This window comes from Arthrobacter cheniae (assembly GCF_003602275.1).
Taxonomy (GTDB): domain Bacteria; phylum Actinomycetota; class Actinomycetes; order Actinomycetales; family Micrococcaceae; genus Arthrobacter_D; species Arthrobacter_D cheniae.
On sequence record NZ_QZVT01000005.1, the window covers coordinates 367,865 to 386,330 of the forward strand.

The 18,466-nt window shown below is 68.0% G+C and carries 15 protein-coding genes; 4 read left to right on the top strand and 11 right to left on the bottom strand.

Going from position 1 to position 18,466, the window contains the following annotated elements; genetic code table 11:
* Positions 1-8: 8 nt before the first annotated feature.
* Positions 9-1,967, bottom strand: a complete 1,959-nt coding sequence (locus D6T63_RS11950; RefSeq protein ID WP_120149246.1) for an AMP-binding protein — start codon at positions 1,965-1,967, stop codon at positions 9-11.
* A gap of 199 nt (positions 1,968-2,166) precedes the next feature.
* Between D6T63_RS11950 and D6T63_RS11955 the strand changes: the two genes are divergently transcribed.
* The 4 genes from D6T63_RS11955 to D6T63_RS11970 are packed head-to-tail and all read left to right on the top strand — an operon-like array spanning position 2,167 to position 6,546.
* Positions 2,167-2,925 (top strand): GntR family transcriptional regulator, encoded by a 759-nt coding sequence (locus D6T63_RS11955; RefSeq protein WP_120149247.1) that lies wholly within the window; start codon positions 2,167-2,169, stop codon positions 2,923-2,925.
* Positions 2,918-4,438 (top strand): MmgE/PrpD family protein, encoded by a 1,521-nt coding sequence (locus D6T63_RS11960; protein ID WP_120149248.1) that lies wholly within the window; start codon positions 2,918-2,920, stop codon positions 4,436-4,438. The genes D6T63_RS11955 and D6T63_RS11960 overlap by 8 nt, the downstream gene beginning before the upstream one ends.
* Positions 4,439-4,447: 9 nt before the next feature.
* Positions 4,448-5,404 (top strand): methylisocitrate lyase, encoded by a 957-nt coding sequence (prpB, locus tag D6T63_RS11965; RefSeq protein ID WP_120149249.1) that lies wholly within the window; start codon positions 4,448-4,450, stop codon positions 5,402-5,404.
* Positions 5,401-6,546 (top strand): bifunctional 2-methylcitrate synthase/citrate synthase, encoded by a 1,146-nt coding sequence (locus D6T63_RS11970; protein WP_120149250.1) that lies wholly within the window; start codon positions 5,401-5,403, stop codon positions 6,544-6,546. Before prpB ends, D6T63_RS11970 begins: the two co-directional genes overlap by 4 nt.
* Before the next feature lie 6 nt (positions 6,547-6,552).
* On the opposite strand, the gene D6T63_RS11975 is transcribed toward D6T63_RS11970, so the two are convergent.
* The 10 genes from D6T63_RS11975 to D6T63_RS19535 are packed head-to-tail and all read right to left on the bottom strand — an operon-like array spanning position 6,553 to position 16,705.
* Positions 6,553-7,152, bottom strand: a complete 600-nt coding sequence (locus D6T63_RS11975; RefSeq protein WP_235830702.1) for an 8-oxo-dGTP diphosphatase — start codon at positions 7,150-7,152, stop codon at positions 6,553-6,555.
* The gene (xerD, locus tag D6T63_RS11980) at positions 7,145-8,107 is read right to left on the bottom strand and encodes a site-specific tyrosine recombinase XerD (protein ID WP_120149304.1); all 963 of its coding nucleotides are present in this window, start codon (positions 8,105-8,107) and stop codon (positions 7,145-7,147) included. The genes D6T63_RS11975 and xerD overlap by 8 nt, the downstream gene beginning before the upstream one ends.
* A gap of 5 nt (positions 8,108-8,112) precedes the next feature.
* Entirely contained in the window at positions 8,113-8,793 is a 681-nt protein-coding gene (locus D6T63_RS11985; protein ID WP_235830703.1) for an NUDIX domain-containing protein, read from the bottom strand.
* An 11-nt stretch (positions 8,794-8,804) separates the two neighbouring features.
* The gene (locus D6T63_RS11990; RefSeq protein ID WP_120149252.1) at positions 8,805-10,505 is read right to left on the bottom strand and encodes a CTP synthase; all 1,701 of its coding nucleotides are present in this window, start codon (positions 10,503-10,505) and stop codon (positions 8,805-8,807) included.
* Positions 10,502-12,229 (bottom strand): DNA repair protein RecN, encoded by a 1,728-nt coding sequence (gene recN / locus D6T63_RS11995; RefSeq protein WP_120149253.1) that lies wholly within the window; start codon positions 12,227-12,229, stop codon positions 10,502-10,504. The genes D6T63_RS11990 and recN overlap by 4 nt, the downstream gene beginning before the upstream one ends.
* Entirely contained in the window at positions 12,226-13,146 is a 921-nt protein-coding gene (locus D6T63_RS12000; protein ID WP_120149254.1) for an NAD kinase, read from the bottom strand. The genes recN and D6T63_RS12000 overlap by 4 nt, the downstream gene beginning before the upstream one ends.
* On the bottom strand, positions 13,139-13,990 hold the full coding sequence (locus D6T63_RS12005) for a TlyA family RNA methyltransferase (RefSeq protein ID WP_120149255.1): 852 nt from the start codon (positions 13,988-13,990) through the stop codon (positions 13,139-13,141). Before D6T63_RS12005 ends, D6T63_RS12000 begins: the two co-directional genes overlap by 8 nt.
* A complete protein-coding gene (locus D6T63_RS12010) occupies positions 13,977-14,201 on the bottom strand; it encodes a hypothetical protein (protein ID WP_147394359.1) in 225 nt (74 codons plus the stop codon). The genes D6T63_RS12005 and D6T63_RS12010 overlap by 14 nt, the downstream gene beginning before the upstream one ends.
* On the bottom strand, positions 14,194-15,246 hold the full coding sequence (locus tag D6T63_RS12015) for an HAD-IIA family hydrolase (protein ID WP_182976973.1): 1,053 nt from the start codon (positions 15,244-15,246) through the stop codon (positions 14,194-14,196). Before D6T63_RS12015 ends, D6T63_RS12010 begins: the two co-directional genes overlap by 8 nt.
* Positions 15,239-16,705, bottom strand: a complete 1,467-nt coding sequence (locus D6T63_RS19535) for a hypothetical protein (RefSeq protein ID WP_220725929.1) — start codon at positions 16,703-16,705, stop codon at positions 15,239-15,241. The genes D6T63_RS12015 and D6T63_RS19535 overlap by 8 nt, the downstream gene beginning before the upstream one ends.
* Positions 16,706-18,466: the final 1,761 nt, after the last annotated feature.

Genomic DNA, 18,466 nt, shown 5'->3' on the forward strand with positions numbered 1-18,466 from the left:
ACTCGGACTCAGCCGTGCGACACCGGTCGTAGCAGCGGAGCCAGCGCCTCGAGCACGGACGGGTCCTCGATGGTGGACGGCACGGTGTACTCCTCGCCCGCGGCCATCTGGCGCATCGTCTTCCTGAGGATCTTGCCCGAGCGGGTCTTCGGTAGTGCGTCGACCACGACGGCCGACTTGAAGTCCGCGACGGGACCTATGGTCGTGCGCACCATGTGCACCAGCTCCGCCTCGAGCGACGCCGGGTCGATGGTGACTCCTGACTTGAGCACCACATAGCCGCTGGCCCTCTGGCCCTTCACGGGATCGTGCAATCCGAGGACTGCGCACTCCGCAACGGCGGCATGCTGGGCTATGACCTGTTCGATCGCCCCCGTGGACAGCCGGTGCCCGGCCACGTTGATGACGTCGTCGGTCCGTCCCATCACGAAGACATAGCCGTCGGCGTCCAGGTAGCCCGAGTCGCCGCTGGTGTAGTAGCCCTCGAACGCGCTGAGATAGGAATCCCGATACCGTTCATCGCTCCCCCACAGCGTCGTGAGGGTGCCGGGCGGCAGCGGGAGCCGGAGTGCGATGCTTCCCTCTTCACCCGCCGGAACCGGGTGCCCATCCTGACCGAGGATGACGACGTCGAATCCCGGCGAGGGCAGCGAGGGCGATCCGGGCTTCAGCTCGATCCCGCCGAGTCCGCGCGGGTTGGCGCAGATGGGCCACCCTGTCTCGGTCTGCCACCAGTTGTCGACGACGGGAACGCCGAGGACGTCGCCGATCCAGGCGGAGGTGCCCGTGTCGAGCCGCTCGCCGGCAGAGAAGAGTGTCACCAGCGACGATAGATCGTATTCGCGTACGGCAGAACCCTCGGGGTCGGCCCGCCGGATGGCGCGCAGGGCCGTTGGCGCCGTGAAGAGCACCTTCACGCGGTGCTGCTCGATCAACCTCCCGAAGGCTCCGGCGTCGGGAGTGCCCACCGGCTTCCCCTCGTACAGGACCGTTGTCGCACCCGCCAGGAGCGGGCCGTAGACGATGTAGGAGTGCCCGACCACCCAGCCGACGTCGGACGCCGTCAGCATGACGTCACCCGGACCGATTCCGTAGATACCCTGCATCGACCAGGTGAGTGCGACGGCGTGGCCGCCGTTGTCACGCACCACGCCCTTGGGTGAGCCGGTGGTGCCCGACGTGTACAGGATGTAGAGCGGATCCGTCGCAGCCACTTCGACCGGGGCGACGGCGACGGCAACGAACATCGCGTCGTCCCAGTCCACCCAGTGCGTCCCAGCGCTTGTGTGGTCGTTCGCAGCAACGGGGACGCCGTGCTCGAAACCATCGCGATGCTTCACCACGACGGGCATATCGGCGCGGTCCGCGAGCGCGAGGGCCTCCCGGACCGCGGGCAGGTATTCGACGCGCCGCCCGGGTTCGAGGCCGCCCGACGCGGTGACGACGGCAGCAGGCCGCGCGTCACGGATTCGGGACGCCAGTTCCGCGGGCGCGAATCCCCCGAACACCACGGAGTGGATGGCGCCGAGCCGGGCGGTGGCGAGCATGGCGATGACGGCCTCGGGGATCATCGGCAGGTACACGAGGACCCGGTCCCCCTTGCCGACGCCGAGACCGGCGAGCACCCCTGCGAAAACTGCGACCTCATCGCGCAACTCGGCATAGGTGTAGCTGCGGCTGATGCCCAGCATCGCGGAGTCGTAGACCAGCGCCGGCTGGTCGCCGCGCCCCGCATCGACGTGCCGGTCGAGTGCGTTGTAGCTCGTGTTGAGGGTGGCGGACGGGAACCAGCGGTACAACGGTGCCGAGGTGCCGTCGAGCGCTGTGGTGGGCGGGCGGAACCAGTCGACTGCTCGAGCGGCGCCCAGCCAGAATGCATCCGGGTCGTTGAGGCTGGCAGCATGAAGCTGCCGATAGTCGTCGGATGCTGACGTGCCGTGTCCGGCATCGGTCGCTGCTGCAGCCATAATCGCCCCTCGTTGCGCGTGGTTGGTGAGGAACAGTACCACGACCTGCAGCGACGGTTTCCGCTCCTGTATACAGGAAGAGCCCCTGGAAAGGACTTTGGGTGATTTTCCTACTCCTCTGCGTTCTCGTGTATACATTGAGAGCTAGGCGGTGCAGTGCTGACACAGGCGCTACGTCGAAGGAGACCGGGAGGGAAGCATGCGAGCCAGTGACCGCGCCTACTCCCTCCTTCGGTCCGACATCGTCGAGTGGCGGCTTGCACCGGGCGACCTGCTGGCTGAGGTCGAGCAATCGGCGAGGCTCGGCGTCTCCCGCACACCCCTCCGCGAAGCGCTCTCCCGGCTGATCGCCGAAGGGCTCGCCACACCCCACGCCGGACGAGGCGTCGTCGTCTCCGCCATCTCCCTCGAGGCCGTCGCCGATCTCTTCGATGTCCGGTTGCCGCTGGAGTGCGCGGCGGTGCGTCGGGCCGCCCTGCGCCATTCGTCCGGCGTCTTCGCATCGCTCGCCGAGGAGTTCCGCATCGCCGGAGCCGGCCTGGGCTGTGATGAGGACGGCCAGGTCGACGACGGCCACGAGGACTACTACGCGCTTGTCGCGCGCCTCGACCAGCAGATCGACGAAGCAGCAGCGAACCCCTATCTCCTGCAGGCACAGAAACCCATCCGTACCCATCTGGCACGGGTTCGGCGGCTGGCACGGGACAACCCCGCGCGTCTCCTCGCCTCGGCCCGGGAGCACGAGCAGATCGCCCTCGCCCTCAGCGCGGGCAACGCGGACCTCGCCGAGGCTTCCATGCGGGTACACCTCCACAACAGCCTGCAGCACCTGCTCGCCACGCCCACCGGGCCGGCCGGGACCGTACCCTCCACCGGGACCCACACCTGCACCTGCACCTGCACCTGCACCTGCACCTGCACCGAAACGCCCGACCACCGGAAGGAACACCATGGTTGAACTGCATCCCGTTCGCGTCCATCGCAGCGAGGAGAACCTCCCGAGGACCGGGCAGCTGGCCTGGAAGATCGCCGGGGTCGCCACCGATCCCGTCGCGGTCACCGCCGAGGTCACCGACATGGTGATCAACCGCGTGATCGACAACGCCTCCGTTGCGATCGCGTCGCTCACCCGGGCGCCCGTCGTCGCGGCCCGCGCCCAGGCGCTCAGCCACCCGATCTCCGCGCATGGCGCGGGGGCCGCCGTCTTCGGCGTCGATGCTCCCGTCTCGGCGGAGTGGGCGGCCTGGGCCAATGGGGTCGCGGTGCGGGAGCTCGATTACCACGACACCTTCCTGGCGGCCGACTACTCCCACCCCGGCGACAACATCCCGCCGATCCTCGCGGCCGCCCAGCACACCGGAGCCTCCGGCCACGACCTCGTCCGCGCGATCGCCACCGGCTATGAGATCCAGGTGGACCTCGTGAAGGCCATCTGCCTGCACGAGCACAAGATCGACCACGTCGCCCACCTCGGCCCGTCCGCCGCCGCCGGCATCGGCACACTCCTCGGACTGGACCCGGACGTCATCTTTCACGCCGTCGGACAGGCCCTGCACACGACGACGGCGACCCGGCAGTCACGGAAGGGCGAGATCTCGACGTGGAAGGCCCATGCACCGGCCTTCGCCGGCAAGATGGCTGTCGAGGCCGTGGACCGGGCGATGCTCGGCCAGACCTCGCCCACCCCGATCTACGAAGGCGAGGACGGCGTGATCGCCTGGCTCCTCGACGGCCTCGATGCCGCCTACGAGGTCCCCCTGCCGGCCGAGGGCGAACCCAAGCGCGCGATCCTCGACACGTATACCAAGGAGCACTCCGCCGAGTACCAGGCGCAGGCCTGGATCGACCTCGCGCGTCGGCTCCACGGCTCGCACCCGGAGGCGACGGATCCCGGGAACGTGGCATCCATCGTCATCCATACCTCGCACCACACCCACTTCGTCATCGGCTCCGGCGCCAATGACCCGCAGAAGTACGACCCGACGGCTTCCCGCGAAACGCTCGACCACTCCATCCCGTACATCTTCACCGTCGCCCTGCAGGACGGCCGATGGCACCACGAGGACTCGTACGCACCGGCCCGGGCTGCACGTCCCGACACCGTGGCGCTCTGGCACAAGGTCACCACCCTCGAGGATCCGGAGTGGACACGCCGCTACCATTCCCTGGACATCGCAGAGAAGGCATTCGGCGGGCGGGTCGAGATCACCCTGACCAACGGAACCGTCATCACCGAGGAGATCGCCGTCGCCGACGCACACCCCCTCGGTGCACGGCCCTTCGCCCGCGCAGACTACATCGCCAAGCTGCGCATGCTCGCTACCGGCATCGTCGAGGACGCGGAGATCGACCGCTTCCTGGCCGCCGTCGAACAGCTTCCGGACCTGCCGGCCGGATCGCTCGGCCAACTCAACGTCGTCGCCCGTCCCGGCCTCATCGATGCGGCGCCGGCGCCGCAGGGACTCCTGTAGGGGGCCGGCGTGCTGTACTCGAGCGTCACCCCGGAGCAGAAGCGCCGAACCCTGAGGGAGGGACTGTCCTCCGGGCGGCTCCAGCAGTTCCCGGGCGCCTTCAACCCCCTGTCCGCGCGACTGATCGGCGACAAGGGGTTCGACGGCGTCTACATCTCGGGCGCCGTGATCGCCGCCGACCTCGGGCTGCCGGACATCGGCCTGACCACCCTCACGGAAGTGGCGCATCGCGCCGGGCAGATCGCCCGCATGACCGACCTGCCCTGCATCGTCGACGCCGACACCGGCTTCGGCGAACCGATGAACGTAGCGCGCAGCGTCCAGGAGCTGGAGAACGCAGGCCTTGCGGGGTGCCACGTCGAGGACCAGTTCAACCCCAAGCGGTGCGGCCATCTCGACGGCAAGAACGTCGTCGACCTCGACACGGCGGTGAAGCGCATCCGCGCCGCAGCCGATGCCCGCCGGGATCCCAACTTCCTCATCATGGCCCGCACGGACATCCGCGGTACGGACAGCCTCCAGGCCGCCCAGGAACGGTCCCGGGCGCTCGTCGACGCCGGGGCGGATGCCATCTTCCCCGAAGCGATGCGCAGCCTCACCGAGTTCCAGGCCATCCGCGATGCCGTCGACGTGCCGATCCTGGCGAACATGACCGAGTTCGGCAAGAGCGATCTCTTCACCGTCGACCAGCTGCAGGACGTCGGCGTCAGCATCGTCATCTATCCCGTCACGCTGCTGCGCAGTGCGATGGGCGCCGCCGAGCGTACGCTGGACTCGATCCGGCTCAACGGGACGCAGGAATCGGCACTGGGTGAGATGCAGACACGCAGCCGCCTGTATGAGCTCGTGGACTACGAGGGATACAACCGTTTCGACTCCTCGGTCTTCAATTTCGAGGTACCGGACGGCAAGCGGGCGGCCCCATCCGAAGCAGCAGGACCCGATGCACAGAAGGAGCAGCCTTGACAGAACCTGAGATCCATAAGGGCCTGGCCGGGGTCGTGGTGGACTACACCGCGATCTCGAAAGTGAACCCCGAGACGAATTCGCTCCTGTACCGGGGCTACCCCGTGCAGGAGCTGGCGGGACATCGCGACGTCGAGGACGTCGCCTACCTGCTGTGGAACGGCGAACTGCCGGATTCCGGGGAGCGTCAGGGTTTCGACGCGTTCGAGCGGGCGCATCGCGCCCTGCCGGATCAGGTCGTCGCGGCCATCGACCTCCTTCCGCTGACGGCGCACCCCATGGACGTCGCGCGGACCGCCGTGTCCGTCATGGGTGCCAGCCATCCGCTCGCCGGTGACAACTCCGTCGAGGCGAACATGGAGAAGGCGGCCACGCTGTTCGCCGCCTTTCCCGCCGTCGTGGCCTATGACCAGCGACGCCGGCGCGGACAGGCTCTCGTCGAACCCCGCGACGACCTCGGCTACTCCGCGAACTTCCTGTGGATGACGTTCGGCGAGGAGGCACCGGCAGAGGTGGTGCACGCGTTCGACGTCTCGATGGTCCTCTACGCGGAACACTCGTTCAATGCGTCGACCTTCACGGCGAGGGTCATCACGTCGACGCTCGCCGACCTGCACTCGGCCGTCACCGGTGCGATCGGCGCCCTCAAGGGAGCCCTGCACGGTGGTGCGAACGAGGCCGTCATGCACACCTTCGAGGAGATCGGTATCCGCGAGGACGAGACCTCGGAGCAGGCGGCCGCCCGCGCGAAGGCCTGGATGGAGGATGCCCTCGCGTCGAAGAAGAAGGTCATGGGGTTCGGCCATCGCGTCTACAAGAACGGCGACTCCCGCGTCCCCACCATGAAGTCGGCGCTCGACGCCATGATCGGGTTCTACGGACGCGGCGAGATCCTCGGGCTGTACTCCGGCCTGGAGACCGCGATGGACGAGGCAAAAGGCATCAAGCCCAACCTCGACTACCCGGCCGGGCCCACCTATCACCTCATGGGATTCGACACGGAGATGTTCACACCGCTGTTCATCGCGGCCCGGATCACGGGCTGGACGGCTCACATCATGGAGCAGTCGGCCTCCAACTCCCTGATCCGACCGCTGAGCCTGTACAACGGACCGGACGAACGGCACGTCGGCGATAGCTGACAGGCGTTATCCGACGACGGCGCTGGCCACGTTCTCGTTGTCGCCCGACATCACGATGTGCGCGTCGACCCGGCGTCCCGCCAGGAGCGCCGGTAACCAGTGGGGCGCGTCCTTCCACATCTCCGGCCAGGGGATGCCGTCGACCGCATACCACCGGGGTTCGATCTCCTCGCTGGTATGCGGATCAGCGTTGCCCGCGTCTGCGGAGAACAGGAATGCCACCATGTTCCAGTCCGGGCGCGCCGGGAAGGACCAGGCGATGCGGCCGGCGTCGTGCAGCGCCTCGGGCTCGAGGTGGACACCGCTCTCCTCGTGCACCTCGCGGACGGCCGCTGCGAGCGCCGTCTCCGTGCCGTCGATCTTGCCGCCGAGTGCCACGACACGGCCGGTACCGAAGCCGGTGAGCTTCAGGCCGAGGAGTACCTCCCTCGTTCCGGGCGGACGGGGTCCGGAACTTCCCTGAACGTCGGGGAGGGCTGCTCCGCGTTCGGATCCGGCGCGTCGGGACGGACGGAAGAGGAAACACAGGACCACGGAGCGGTAGCAGACGCCGTCGATGGTCGTCCACTCGCCCGGTCCGGCCGCTTCCCCGGGGATCTCAGGCACGGGCTCGCGGGTGCGCTGCCGCGTAGACCTCGCGCAGCGTATCTGCGGTGACCAGGGTGTAGACCTGAGTGGTGGTGACGGACGCGTGCCCGAGGAGTTCCTGCACCACGCGGACGTCCGCGCCACCTTCGAGCAGATGGGTGGCGAAGGAGTGCCGGAGCGTGTGGGGCGAGACGTCCTGCTTCACCTCTGCACGCTCGGTCGCCGTCTTCAGGATGCTCCAGGCGCTCTGCCGGCTGAGGCGGCCTCCCCGGACGTTGAGGAAGAGCGCAGGGCTACCCTTGCCCTTGGACGCGAGCGCGGGCCTCCCCCGTACGAGATAGGCGTCGACGGCCCGGGCCGCGTAGGAGCCCACAGGAACAAGCCGCTCCTTGGAGCCCTTGCCGGTGAGGCGGACGACGGCGGGACCGTCGAGCGCGTCGCTGACGGAGACGTCGTCGACGTCGAGGCCGATGGCCTCACTGATGCGCGCTCCGGTGGAGTAGAGGAACTCGAGCAGCGCCCTATCCCGCTGGCCCGCCGGGGTGCTGGTATCGACGGATTCGAGGATCTTCACGACGTCGGCCACCGGGATGGCCTTGGGCAGGCGTTGCCCCGTCATCGGTGGGTGGACGTCCCGGGCCGGATCGCCCTCGGTCATGCCCTCCAGCGCCCAGAACCGGTGAAGTCCGCGCACTGCGACGATCGTGCGCGCTGCGGATCTCGGGCTCAGCGGCGACAGTCCATCCTCGCCGGAGACGACCGCCTGCGCGAACGCGGAGACATCGTGCCGGGTGATACCGGCCGCGTCGACGACGTGACGGCCACCTAGGAATGCCTCGTAGCGCCTCAGATCGCGCCGGTAGGCCGCCAGTGTGTTCAGGGACAGGCCCCGCTCCACGGACATGTGCTGCAGGTAGTCCCTGACGAGGGCGGACAGAGGCCCGTCCCCTTCGGCCGGCGCCGGTTCCGGCATGCTGGTCAGCTCTCGAGCACGGCGCCGCGCGGCCACGTCGAATGCTGGCTGGGGTGTTCGGGCCAGGGCGTCGTCGCGGGACGGAGGTCGGCGAAGCCGTTTCCACGTGCCACACCGGCCGCGAGGATAGCGGCCACGGCGGACGGGCTGTGGATGCGGCCCTCGAGCGCTGCGCTGATCGCGGTATCGAGATCCACCCACTTCAGCTCGATCTCGGCTTCCTCGTGGGTGCGAGTGTGCCGGTCGGACTCGGGAACGTCGCCGATCCCGCGCGCCAGGTACACCCGCAGGGCCTCGGAGGAGGACCCCGGCGACAGGAACAGGTCCACCAGTACATGCCACCGACCCGCCGTGAGGTCGGCTTCCTCCGCCAGCTCCCGGGCGGCGGCGTCGACGAAGTCCTCACCCTCCTCGTCGAGCAATCCGGCCGGGATCTCCCAGAGCGCCATGCGAACCGGGTGGCGGTACTGGCGTATGAGCAGCACCTGATCGTCATCATTGAGCACCAGGACGGCGACCGCACCGGGATGCCGGATGAAGTCACGCGTGATGGACTCGCCGTCATCCGTCAGGGTGAACTCCTCACTGACGACATCCCACACCCGCCCCTCGTAGACCGTCGTGGTCCCGAGCAGCCGGCGCGGGCTCTGCTCGTCGCCGAAGGTGTCGCTGTCGTGCCCTGCCACCAGCAGCACCGTCAGACCTTCGCGCCGCGGCGCTCGAGCGCCGCCTTGACGAGGCCCGCGAACAGCGGGTGAGGGCGCGTCGGCCGGGAACTCAGCTCGGGGTGGGCCTGGGTGGAGACGTAGTAGGGGTGGACGTCCTTCGGAAGCTCGGCGAACTCCACGAGCTTGCCGTCCGTCGTCGTGCCCGAGAACACCAGACCCGCCTCGGCGATCTGGTCGCGGTACTCGTTGTTCACCTCGTAGCGGTGGCGGTGGCGCTCGAACACGGTCGTCTTGCCGTAGGTCGCGGCGATGACCGAGCCCTCCTGGAGCTTGGCCTCCCAGCGACCGAGGCGCATGGTGCCACCCATGTCACCTTCACCGGCCACGATCTCGAGCTGCTCGGCCATGGTCGCGATGACGGGGTACGTGGTGTCCGGCTCGAACTCGCTCGAGGAGGCGCCCTCGAGTCCGACGACGTTCCGGGCGTATTCGATGACCATGCACTGCAGGCCCAGGCAAAGACCGAGCGTCGGGATCTTGTTCTCGCGCGCATAGGTCAGCGCCCCGAGTTTGCCCTCGAGTCCGCGGATCCCGAATCCCCCGGGGATGCAGACCGCGTCGACGCCCTCGAGGGCCTTCCTTGCGCCCTCGGGTGTCTGGCAGTCATCGGAGGGCACCCACTTGATGGTGACCTTCGTCTTGTTCGCGAAGCCTCCGGCTCGCAGCGCCTCGGTGACGGAGAGGTAGGCGTCGGGCAGGTCGATGTATTTGCCGACGAGCGCCACCTCGACGTGGTGCTTCGGGTTGTGGACCACCTCGAGCAGCTTGTTCCACTTGGTCCAGTTGACATCCTTGAACTTCAGGTTCAGGGCCTGCACGATGTATGCATCGAGGCCCTGCGCGTGAAGGGTCTTCGGGATGTCGTAGATGCTCGGCGCGTCAGCGGCGTTCACGACGGCGTCGATGTCGACGTCGCACATGCGCCCGATCTTCTCGCGCATGGCCATGGGCACCTCGCGGTCGGAGCGGATGACGATCGCGTCCGGCTGGATACCGATCGAGCGAAGCATCGCGACCGAGTGCTGCGTCGGCTTGGTCTTCAGTTCCTGGGACGGACCGATGTAGGGCACCAGGGAGACGTGCAGGAAGAAGACATTGTTCCTGCCGACGTCCTGGCGGACCTGGCGTGCCGACTCGAGGAAAGGCTGGGACTCGATGTCTCCTACCGTGCCGCCGATCTCGGTGATGATCACGTCGGGGGCCTTCTTGCCGGGCGCCGCCTCGGCGGGCAGGCGCATGCGGCGTTTGATCTCGTCCGTGATGTGCGGAATGACCTGCACGGTGTCGCCGAGGTATTCACCACGGCGCTCCCTGGCGATGACCGTGGAGTACACCTGGCCGGTCGTCACGTTGGCGGAGCCGTCGAGGTTCTCGTCGAGGAACCGCTCGTAGTGGCCGATATCGAGGTCGGTCTCGGCTCCGTCGTCCGTCACGAACACCTCGCCGTGCTGGAAGGGGTTCATGGTGCCGGGATCGACGTTCAGATAGGGATCAAGCTTCTGCATCGTCACGGAGAGGCCGCGCGCCCGGAGGAGATGACCCAGGCTTGATGCCGTCAGTCCCTTGCCGAGTGAGGAGGCCACGCCGCCAGTCACGAAGATGTGCTTGGTCGTTGCGGACTTGAGGAACCGGGAGTTTATTTGCTGCGCCACGGAGTTCAAGGCTATCACCGAGCGACGGTACGGGCAGCATCGGCGAGAAGCTCCTCGGCGTGCGCCCGTGCCGAAGCGGAGTCCTCCTGGCCGGCGAGCATCCTCGCGAGCTCGCGAACCCGCTCGTCCTCGGGCAGGACCTCGACGTCGCTGGCAGTCACTCCTCCCCCGTCGCCGTCCCGGGAGACGTTCTTCGTGACGCGGATGTGACGGGCGGCGAATGCGGCGACCTGGGGCAGGTGCGTCACCACGATGACCTGGACGTGTTCTGCCAGCATCGCAAGCCTCCGCCCAATCTCCACTGCAGCCTTGCCGCCGACGCCTGCATCAACTTCGTCGAACACGAACGTAGGCACCGGATCGACGGCGGCCAGGACCACCTCGATCGCCAGCATCACGCGCGAGAGCTCACCACCCGAAGCCCCCTTGCCGAGGGCCCTCGGCGCCGAGCCCGGATGCGGTTGCAGGTTGAACGAGATGTCGTCGGCACCGTGGATTGTGAGTGATTCCGCAGCCGTGAGGTCGATGAGCAGCTGTGCGTCCGGCATGGCGAGGGCGGTCAGCTCGTCGCTGACTTTCCCTGCCAGGCTGCCGGCGGCCGTACGCCGCAGGGCGGACAGTGCGTCGGCGAGCTCATGGACCTGCCGGTCCAGGTCGTCGATCTCGTCGTCGAGCGCCTCGACGCGGGAGGAGTCTCCGCTGAGTTCCAGGAGCCGCTTGACGGCGTCCTCCTGCCATGCAAGCACCTCATCGATGGTCGGGGCGTACTTGCGCACCAGGACGGAGAGTGCGGCACGGCGCGACTCGACCTCCTCGAGCCTGCCCGCGCCCTCACCGTCGAGGGAGGTTCCGTAGCCGGCCAGCTCTGCGGAGATGTCCGCCAGAAGGTAGCCGACCTCCGCGAGGCGCTCGGCGAGCCTGCCCAGATCGGCGTCGTGCTCCTCGACGGCCTCGAGCTGCCGCTTCGCCTCGTCGACCAGCGACACGGCGTCGGCACTGGCCCCGATCTCCTCGGAGATCAGCGCCTGATGGGCCACGAGGGCTGCTGTTCGAAGCTCCTCGAGGTTGCCGAGACGCATCGACTCAGCCTTCAGGGCGGCGTCCTCCCCGGGCTGAGGGTCGAGCTCTCCGATCTCGGCCAGGGCAGCTTCCAGGCCTTCGGCCTCGCGGAGCCGCTCACGGGCCTCGCTCCTCAGCCTGTCGCGTTCGGCGAGGGCGTCGCGCCAGCGGCGAAAAGCATCCTCGTAGGCGCGCAGGGCCTCCTCGACGGGTTTCCCACCGAACTTGTCGAGGGCCTGCCGCTGGGCGGGGGCACCCTTCAGGCGCAACTGGTCGGATTGCCCATGCACGACAACGAGCTCGTCCCCCAGTTCTGCCAGCACACCGACGGGGGCCGCGCGGCCACCGACGTAGGCACGGCTGCGCCCCTCGCTCGTCACCGTCCTCGCGAGGATCAGTTCCGCGACGCCGTCGTACTCCTCCATCGAGGCGCCGGCTTCCACGGCCCTCAGTGCGGCGGCACTGCTGGGGTCCAGCCGCAGGACAGCCTCGGCGGAGGCGGACTTCGCCCCGAGCCGAACGGCGCCGGCATCCGATCGGGCCCCCCGTAGCAGCCCGAGGGCTGTGATCACCATCGTCTTGCCTGCACCGGTCTCACCGGTCACGACCGTCAGTCCCGGTCCGAGATTCAGCGTGGCGTCCCTGATGACGCCGAGGTCGCGGATCCGCATCTCCTCGATCATTGCGCCGCTCCGTCCTGGTGCTTGATCGGGCCGCGCCACCCCTGGATAGGGAGCTCGAACTTGCGCACGAGCCGCTCCGAGAAGGGCGTCTGCCGGGTACGGGCAAGCCGAACAGGGTAGTCGGATCGCCGCACTTCGACGCGGGCACCCGGCGGTAGTTCGATGCTCCGCCGACCATCGCACCACAGCACACCGGCCGCGTCCGTGCGGGTGAGCAGTTCGACGGCGAGCACCGACGTGGGTGCGACCACGAGCGGTTTGGCGAAGAGCGCGTGGGCGCTGATCGGCACCATGAGGAGTGCCTCCACCTCGGGCCAGACGATCGGCCCGCTGGCGGAGAACGCGTACGCCGTAGAACCGGTCGGCGTGGCGAGGACCACTCCATCGCAGCCGAAGGAGCTGACAGGACGGCCGTCGACTTCCATCACGACCTCGATCATGCGCTCACGGTTCGCCTTCTCCACGGCGGCCTCATTGAGGGCCCAGCTGGTGCCCAACAGGGTATCCCCCTGCCACACGAGGACCTCGATGGTGGTCCGCTCCTCCACGGTGTAGCTGCGGTCGGCGACCCAGCGCACCGTCTCCTCGAGATCAGCACGCTCACTCTCCGCCAGGAATCCCACGTGTCCGAGATTGACGCCGAGCAGGGGGATGCCTGCTTCGCGAACGAGTTCGGCCGCGCGGAGGATGGTGCCGTCACCACCGAGCACCATGACGAGTTCGACGTCGCCGAAGTCGTCACCCAACACCTCGGCGGGAGCGGCCAGCGCACCGTACTCGCGCTGGATGTCGGCGAGCTCCTCGGGACGCATGACCGGCTGGAGACCGAGCTCATGCAGGCGCGTACACGCTTCCTGCGCCGCGATCATCGCGTTCCTGCGGCCGGTGTGCGCGAGCACCATAATTCGTCTACTCATCAAGCTCCGTCTGATCGGTGGAGCGGCGCGGTGGCGGGAAGAGGCTGCTCTCAGCGAGTGCCCGCTCCGTCAACCGGTCCAGCTCCTCTTCGATCCTAGGCATCAATCCTCCGCGGGGCACCTTTATCCACACGAAGTACTCCAGGTTGCCGTCCTGTCCCGGCAATTCGCTCTGCGCAATTCCGGCGAGATTCAGCCCGCACGCAAGCGCAGACCGCAGGACGCCTCCTACTGCGCGACGTCGGGCGTTGTCCGACGTCACGACGCCCAGGCGGTTGAGGCCACCGCGGCCGACTTCGAACTGGGGCTTCGCCATCAGCAGCAGGTCACCGCCTGCCTCTGTGGCGCCGGCGAGGGCGGCCATGACCAGGCGCAGCGAGATGAAGGAGAGGTCCGCGACCGTGAGCTGCGCCGGACCGCCGATATCTGCCGGAACGAGGTGACGGACGTTCATGCCCTCGAAGACCTGCACACGCGGGTCGTCGCGCAACTTCTGTACGAGCTGGCCGTGTCCGACGTCGACTGCCGCGACCTCACGAGCACCCCGCCGGAGGAGGACATCGGTGAAACCGCCTGTCGACGCACCGGCGTCGAGGCACCGCTTGTCCGCGGGATCAACCGCAGGAAAGGCACGCAGGGCGCCGTCGAGCTTCTTCCCCGCCCGGCTCACGTAGTCCTCACCGCGTTCCTCGACGAGAAGGATGTCCGCCGGCAGGATGGGGGCTGATGGCTTGCTCACCACGTGTCCGTCCCGGAAGACTCGCCCCGCCGCGATCAGCTGGGCTGCATGCGACCGTGATCGGGCAAGGCCGCGGAACACCAGTTCCTGGTCAAGGCGAGCCATGGGCTCCCGCCTCGCGAAGCTTCTGCTGCGGATTCAGTTCGCCGCTGAGGCGGTCGTGGACGTCGAGGTAGACGTCAGCGTGATTCGACACGGGAAGGTCATCGAGCCGGCCGAGCGCGGCCAGGATCTGATCGATATGGCGGTCCCCCGTTGATGACGGCACAGAGCCGGCCGTGCTGTCGCCCGTCCTCTCGACGCTTTCGTCATCCATCCCTGCCATGCCTTCCGCCTCCATCACCCGCCGGTGTCTCTCCATGCAGCACTACCTGGCGGACCGGCGTGAACGCGACCGACGGCGCAGTGTCCGGGACCTTGTGCGGGTGGGCGGCCCACCAGGCGGCGCACGCCGCACGCCAGCTGTCGACGTCGTCCTCCCGGCCGCTGACGCTGACCGTCGAGTCCGCGACCCTGGCCCTGGCGTTGCGGCAGGAATAGGAATCGCCGTCGAAGCTGACCTCGGGATACTCCTCGTACAGGTCGGCGAGGGACGCGATCAGGTACACGGGCCGCTCTTCCACGGTCGCAGCCAGAGCCGTCCGGACCGTGTCGACGCCCGTGAGGACCAGAGCCGTTGCCATGCCCGCGCGATTACCACCCAGGATGTCCGTGTCGAGTCGGTCCCCCACGACGAGGGCACGCTCCACACCGGAATGCCGCGCAGCCGTCTCGAAGAGAGCGGCGCCCGGCTTGCCTGCGATGAGCGGTTGCTTGCCGGTGGCAGCGGCGACGGCGGCGACCAGCGTCCCGTTCCCCGGTGCGATCCCGCGCTCCTGCGGGATCGACATGTCCGTATTGGTGGCGATCCACGTTGCGCCGGCGGCGACCGCGTAGGCCGCCTCGGCCAGGTCCTTCCACCCGAGGAGCGGCGAGAAACCCTGGATCACCGCGTCCGGTCGATCGGCTGCCGAGTCGACGACGACGAGGCCCTGCGCGGTGACAGCCTGTGCGAGTGTGTCACTACCCACCACGAGGACAGTCGATCCGCCGGCTACCTGCGCCGCCAGCAGTTCCGCGCCGGCCAGCGCCGAGCCGAAGACCTGCTCCGCTGTGGCGGGTGCCCCGAGTTCACGCAGATGCGCGGCGACATCCTCGGAGGACCGCGACGCGTTGTTCGTCACGTAGGCCAGGCTCTTGCCCTCGAGGGCGAGCCTGTCGAGGGCTTCCGTCGCCCCGTCGATCGCGTTCGGACCGGCATAGACGACGCCGTCGAGGTCCGCGAGCAGCCCGTCGAAACCGTCGATCAACCGCTCACTCATCGACGACATCCTCCTGCACAGGCTCTGCCTTCGGGCTCCGCTTGCGCTTGGGCGCCTTCTCCGCAGGAGCATCAGCTACCTCGCCCGAGGTTTGAGTCGCGTCGGGCGCGGGAGTCCTTCCCTCTGCCGGCATGACCGTTGCTCGGCTATCCGTTGCCGGGTCAGCCCGCACCTCGCCCTCCGAGAACTCGACCGCAGGAGTGAAGGATGCCCGTCGAGTCGTGTCTGCGGCGGCCTTGGTCGGGGCGTCGTCGGACGAGCCGATGTCCGCGCTGCCCGATCCGTCCATGCTGAACAGCATCTCCGTCTGCAAAAGCTCGACCGGCGTGGGGGAACCTCCCTCAGGTGAGGCGTCGACAGGAAGGGCTATCGCAGGCTCATCTTCGGATGTGGCCTCCGGCTTTTCCTTAGGCTCCTCCTCGGGCTCCACCTTCGGCGCGTCGTCGTGCCCGTCCTCGGAAGAGCTGGATTCCGGCATGTCATCGGCCACCCGACCCTCCCCGAGCTGCTCGAGATCGGCCTCGAGGTCCAGGGACATCCCGCCCACGAGGTTCGGTTCGGACGCCTCCGGACGATCAGCATCGCCGAGCACGGCCGGTTCTACGCTGACCTCTGCATCGCCTGCGTCCGGTGCTGTGCCTTCGTCGCCTGATTCCTCCGACGGCCGCTCTCCGCCATGACCACCTATGGACGCCTGCTGCAGGGGCTCACCTCGGCGCTGTTCCGCTGCGGCAGGCTCAATCGGCTGCTCGACACCGGTACCGGCGCTGCCTGCGACAGCACCGTCCTCCGATGGGGCGGGCGTTCCTAGTAGGTCCGCGACCCTCGGGACCGGGCTCGACACAGGCTCGTCGTCCTCACCCAGGTCGATGATGTCCGGCTCCAGATCGTCGTCGAGCCCAAGAGCCTTCTCCGCTACCCTCGCCTGGCGGCGCCACTTGTCGGACTGATCAGATCGGCCGACGGCGTCGAGGGCGTCCGCGTAGGCACGGAACAGTCGCGGGCTGAAGGCGAAGGCGCGGTGCAGGTCCAGTTGCGGGATCTCGAGGGCCGAGACGGCCGCGTCGAGCTGACCGAGGTCCGCTCGAGCACCGGAGATCACCATGGCGAGCTCCGCCTTGCCTGCTGCGTCCAGCGATTCAGCCTCTTCACTGCGTGCGAGGTCGAGCGCCCTGTCGGGACGGCCGAGGCCGCGCTCACAGTCCGCCATCACCGGGAGATGCACATTCGAACCACTGATGCGTCGGAACGTCCTGAACTCCCTGAGGGCTTCCCCGTAGTGGCCGGCTGCGTACGCCGTCAGCCCCACGGCTTCACGAACAGCTGCCAGGCGTCCACCTCGGCGACTCGCCGCCAAGGCATGCTGGAAGGCCAGTTCCGGGTCGATTTCGAGTAGCCGTCCCGCCATGACGAGGTGCTTCGATACCCAGAGCGCGCTGCGTTCCTCCAGGTTGCGCACCTGAGCACGGGTGACCCGATCGAGTTCGTCACCCTTGACGTCCTCGTCTATCTCGGGAGACCGTTCACGGTCAGGCCGATTCGCGCTACGGAGATCACGAGCATTATGGGTACGCGGACCAGCCGCGGATGCTTCGTCCGGTCGACCTCCGCCACGGCGGTCGTCGCCAGAACGGAAACCGCCTGCACCACGCTCGTTGCGATCCGAGGGCCGGCGGAAGGAGTCGCTGCGGTCGCTCGACGTGCGCGGCCCGCTGGTGCGCCCCTCTGGTGAAGAGGACCGGGATTGCCAGGGACGCTCGGAGCCGCTGGTCCTGTCCGACGTCGCTCCGCCCCGACCGCCGAAGCGGGACTGCTTGTCTGCTGCAGACCCGGAGGCCGAACCACCGCGCGAAGCCGCGCCGCGAAGTTGCGCGCCGCGCCCCTCATCCGTACCGCGGTCCGGACGACCGTACGAGCGCGGGGCTGACTGGCCGGTATCACGTCCCCCGGTATCGTTGCGCCGTCCACCCTGACCGCCATCGCGACCCGGGGTCGAACGCGCATCACGTCCTGACGCCGGACGGTCACGCTGGAATCCGCCCTGGGCAGGCCGCTCAGTCCGTCCCCCCTGACCTTCGGTCGGCCGATCATCAGACCTGCCCTTCCACGCGGGCTTTCCTTCGCGGCGATCAGCACCGCGGGTATCTGACTGGCCCTTCCACGGCGAACGCCCGCCGGCGGGGCGTCCCTCGCTATTCCTGCCGCTGAAGCCACCGGCGGGGCGTCCCTCGTTGCCCGCTCCTCGAATGCCAGCCTCCGGCGAATCGCTGCGACGGTCCGCGCACGAAGTAGAGGCCGGGCGTTCACTGGGTGAACCGCTGCTGGAACGATCGCGCTCGGCCCGCTCTGAAGCGTCAGTGCTTCGGTCTGGCGCAGCACCGTCGTCCTTGCGGGGAGCCTTTGCAGCCTTCGACCCCCAGGAGTGCCGACCGCGCTGCCCGGATCCATCCTGACTACTGCCGCTTCGGCTTCCCGGCTGGCGGGAATCCCCGTCTTGTCCAGCGGTGTGCTCCTGCTCGGTCATGGCAGCGCGGTCCTCTCATCAGGTGCCGGCGTCGTCCTGCCGGCGGATCTCTATTTTGCTGTGGGTCTTACTCTTCTATGGAACCACGAAGCCCCGGCGACCACTTCATCGACGTCGTTGGAAAGAGGGCGATGTGATGCAGGGCTCGGGCTTACCCGGATTCTGGACGAACGCTCTCCCTACTGTGACTCCCTCTAGGCGTACCTCAAGAAATCGTCTGACTTACTTGCTGCTACCACCGCTGACGGCATTACTCGTCCCCGGTAGCCATTGCCCTAACGCGGTCGTGACGCTAGTGCTCGGCAGACCGGCACAAGGTGGGCGGGTTCGAGGGTCGTTGATGCGAAGTCGGCTGGAGCCGGCATCCGGTAGCCCGAGGTGGCGTTAGCTGCGCTGGAGTGAGCGTGTGGCGGCTGGCCGGCAGCCGTGTGGGCCGGCCGGTGATGCCGTGGCGGGCCGGCCGTGTGCGCCTGGAATCGCTCGGAGCATTGGGCCTAGCTGCCGGGTGTGCAGGTTGGCTGGTGTTCCGGTGTGGCTGGTTGGCCGATGCGGCCCGGTGTGGTCCGGTGGGGTGTGGCCCGGTGGTAGTGGTGTGGGGTTAACGTACGGAAGGCCCCGCACCTGGTGGTGTGGGGCCTTCCGTGTGTAATGGTTGTCCGGCGGTGTCCTACTCTCCCACACTCTCTCGGGTGCAGT